3 protein-coding genes and 1 pseudogene are annotated in these 3,388 nt (G+C 71.1%); all 4 read right to left on the reverse strand.

What is annotated here, in order from left to right:
* A pseudogene (locus B7L92_RS42570) lies at window positions 1-130 on the reverse strand (ABC transporter ATP-binding protein); the annotation flags it as partial.
* A 16-nt stretch (window positions 131-146) separates the two neighbouring features.
* Window positions 147-1,253, reverse strand: coding sequence for an aliphatic sulfonate ABC transporter substrate-binding protein (locus B7L92_RS22405; protein ID WP_081239258.1), 1,107 nt, complete (start codon window positions 1,251-1,253; stop codon window positions 147-149).
* A 464-nt stretch (window positions 1,254-1,717) separates the two neighbouring features.
* The gene (locus B7L92_RS22410; RefSeq protein ID WP_081239259.1) at window positions 1,718-2,176 is read right to left on the reverse strand and encodes an RrF2 family transcriptional regulator; all 459 of its coding nucleotides are present in this window, start codon (window positions 2,174-2,176) and stop codon (window positions 1,718-1,720) included.
* A 71-nt stretch (window positions 2,177-2,247) separates the two neighbouring features.
* Window positions 2,248-3,388 (reverse strand): acyl-CoA dehydrogenase family protein (locus tag B7L92_RS22415; RefSeq protein WP_081239260.1); only part of this gene is annotated, 1,141 nt, incomplete at its 5' end.

The following is a 3,388-nucleotide window of genomic DNA, read 5'->3' on the forward strand; positions in this document are numbered from 1 at the left end:
CGCCGGGCGCGCCCGGCGCGGGAAAGGACTTCGAGACGTGCTCGATGCGGGCGGCGTGCGTCGCCGGTGCGGCGTCCTCGGCAGCCTTGGCGATCGTGGTGGCCATGGTCGTCACCTCCTGGGAACTCATCGGGTCCGGTCGGCCGTCACTCGACGCCGAGACCGGCGTCGTCGACCGCGCCCCTGCCGTCGGCCTCGAGGACCTTGTTGAGCGGCGCGAGGTCGTAGATGCCCTTCAGTCGGGGCTTCTCCAGCAGACCGGCCTGCACCGCGTGCTCCGCCTGGGAGTCGAGGGTGGCGGCCAGCGGGTCGTCCAGGAAGGTGATGGACTCCCAGGCCGGGTCGATGACCTCGGCGGGCAGGGCCTTGCCCGCGAGCTTCTCCAGTGCCGCGTTGGCGGAGGCCTTCGCCTTCTCCGGGTTGGCGTTGATCCACTCGTTGGTCCTCACCGAGCCGCGCAGCACGGCCTCGACGACGTCCGGGTGCTCCTCGAGGAACTTCTGCGACACGATGATGTTCGTGATCACGAACTTCTTGTCGGGCCAGAGGTCCGCCTCGTCGAGCAGCACCTTCGCGCCCTCGGTGACCAGTTTGGACGCGGTCGGCTCCGGCACCCAGGCGCCGTCGATGGAGCCGGACTTGTAGGCGTCCGGGGTGATCTTGTTGTCGGTGCGGACGACGGAGACGTCGCCCTTGCCGCTCTGCGCGTCGACCTTCCAGCCCTTCTCCGTGATCCAGTTGAGGAACGCGACGTCCTGGGTGTTGCCGAGCTGCGGCGTGGCGATCTTCTTGCCCTTGAGGTCGTCCAGGGACTCGATCCGGTCCGGGTCGACGACGAGCTTCACGCCGCCGGAGGCGGAACCGCTGATGATGCGCAGGTTCTTGCCGTTCGACTTGGTGTAGCCGTTGATGGAGGGGGAGGGGCCGATCCAGCCGATGTCGATGGAGCCGGCGTTCAGCGCCTCGATCTCGGAGGGGCCGGCGTTGAAGGTGGACGCCTTGATCCTGGTGCCGCCGAGCTCCTTCTGGAGCAGGCCCTCCTGGACGCCCACCAGGGCGGTGGCGTGGGTGAGGTTGGGGAAGTAGCCGATCTTCACTTCGTCGGCGGAGAGCTTCTCGGCGTCCGCCGCGACCTCGGCCCGCTTGTCGTCGTCGGTGGACTCGGAACCGTAGCCGCAGGCGGTGAGCAGGAGGGGGAGGGCGACTATGGCGGCGAGGGTGCGCAGGGCGGCGAGTGGTCGTGCGGCAGACACGGCGGTGTCCTCTCGGGGAATGGGTGATCAGGGAGGTGCGAGAACGCGAGGCGCACTGCTTCCCGGCACGCGCCGGCACTCCGCTCCTCGTCGTCGGCGGGCACGCCGTCGACGGTCGGGAAGGGAAAAGTGGGGGCGCGGTCGACCGAGGGAGATCCGGCCCGCCGGCAGGGGCGGGCGGTGCAAAGGCAGCGCTGGTTCGGGGGAAGCCGGGTTCCGCGGCGTCAGAAGGACTGACAGATGTCGCTGGACGTGCGGCCGAGATCGATGTGACGGCGCGAGGTCAGCAGGGGCAGTGACCGGGCTGCGCGATCGAGCGCTCCCATGGTCACCCCCGTGAATCCCTAGTTTTCCTACCTGGTTGCTAGGGATCGTGGCAGAAGGAGGCGTCCACCCCAAGGGGGTGTTCGCATGATGGACGACCTCGTATCGCTATACGAGACGAGTCGTGGGTGCCCCGTCCGTCAGGGGTTCGCCCAGGCGTCCGGGCCGTGGGTCAACGCGGATACGTCATCGGGCAGTTGGGCCGACGCGACGTCGGCGAGCGACACGCCCTCGAGGATCTCGCGCACATTGGACCGCAACGCGATCCACAGGGGCAGCAGCGACTCGGCGGGGCCGGTGTAGGACAGCTCCGGAGGGCGGACGCCGCGCACCGAGACCAAGGGGCCGTCCACGGTGCGGATGACGTCGGCGATGGTGATGGACTCGGCGGGCTTGGCCAGCCGGTAGCCGCCGTTGCCGCCGCGTTGGCTGTGCACGAGACCGCCCCGGCGCATGTCGTTCAGGATGCTCTCGAGGAATTTGTGCGGGATGTCCTGGGCGTCGGAGATGGCCTCGGCCTTCAGCGGCCCGTCCTCCCGTGACGCGGCGAGCTGCAGTGCAGCACGTACCGCGTAGTCCGCTCTGGCTGAGATCCGCATGCGCACATTATCCCGTACGGCTTCGGCCGGTGCCCGCCGCGGGCGGGCCGCCGGCCGCGGGGCGCCCGAGGTCAGACCGGCAGGACGAACGGAGGGTGCGCGCCGTTGAGGAAGTAGTCTCCGACATCGCGGAGCCGGTGGGCGACGGGCTCGTACAGGGCATGGGTGCGGGCATTGCGCCAGAAGCGGTCGAAGCCCAGGTGCGAGGACGCGGAGGGGGCGCCGACGATGTCGAGGGCGCGGTCGGCGGACTCCCGCACGGCCCTGGAGGCGGCGGCTTCGGCCATGGCCACGAGCACGGAGATCTCCGCGTACTCGTCGTAGGTGAGCCCCTCGCCGCGCGCCAGCCCGCCGTGCACGGCCTCCCGGGCCTGATCGGTGAGCGCGGACGCGGCACGGGTGAGGACGGTGAGTTCTCCGTAGGCGGACAGCACCTGCGGGTCCCGGGGAGAGGCGGCCGGCCGGGCGGGGTGCCGGAACAGGTGGCCCGCCCTGCTGTACTCACGGGCCTCGGCGAGCACTCCCTCGGCCATGCCGAGACGGAGATGGGCGGAGAGGAGACGCCCGACCGGCGATGCCAGGGCGACCGGGGGCGACAGGACGTCCTCGTCCGCGGACAGGGAACCGAGTACGGCGTCGGCGGCGACCGGTACGGCGTCGAACTCCACGCTTCCGCCGGCCGTGAGCCGCTGGCCGAAGGTGTCGGCGTCGCCGTCGATCCCGACGCCGTGCAGGGCGGGATCGACGAGGACGGCGAGTGGTTCGCCGGTGTCGGCCCGTACGGCCCGCACGGCCAGGCGGTCGGCGACCAGGACCCCGGTGGCGTAGCTCTGCCGGCCGTCGAGCACCTGGCCGGTGGCGGTCTCGGTCAGCGTCAGGGGTGGTTCCCGGTGGGCGAGACCACCGCCCCAGCACCACTGCTCCGCCGCGGACTGCCGCTCGACGCGAGCGGCGAGGGAGGGCTCGGCGAAGAGCCGGGCGCTCCACGACAGGAAGTAGTGACAGCCGAGCAGTTGGCCGATGGCGCCGTCGGCCGCGGCGATCTCCCGGACGACGGCGTAGGCCGTGGGCCAGTCCGCGCCGCCTCCCCCGAGGTCGGCCGGCACGAGGAGCGCCGGCAGTTCCGACTCGCGCAACCGGGACACCTCGTCGAACGGGGTCTTGCCCGCCTGCTCCCTGGCCACCGCGTCCGTGGCCAGGGAGCAGGCGGGC

The organism is Streptomyces viridosporus (genome assembly GCF_002078235.1).
GTDB classification, from domain to species: Bacteria; Actinomycetota; Actinomycetes; order Streptomycetales; family Streptomycetaceae; genus Streptomyces; species Streptomyces viridosporus.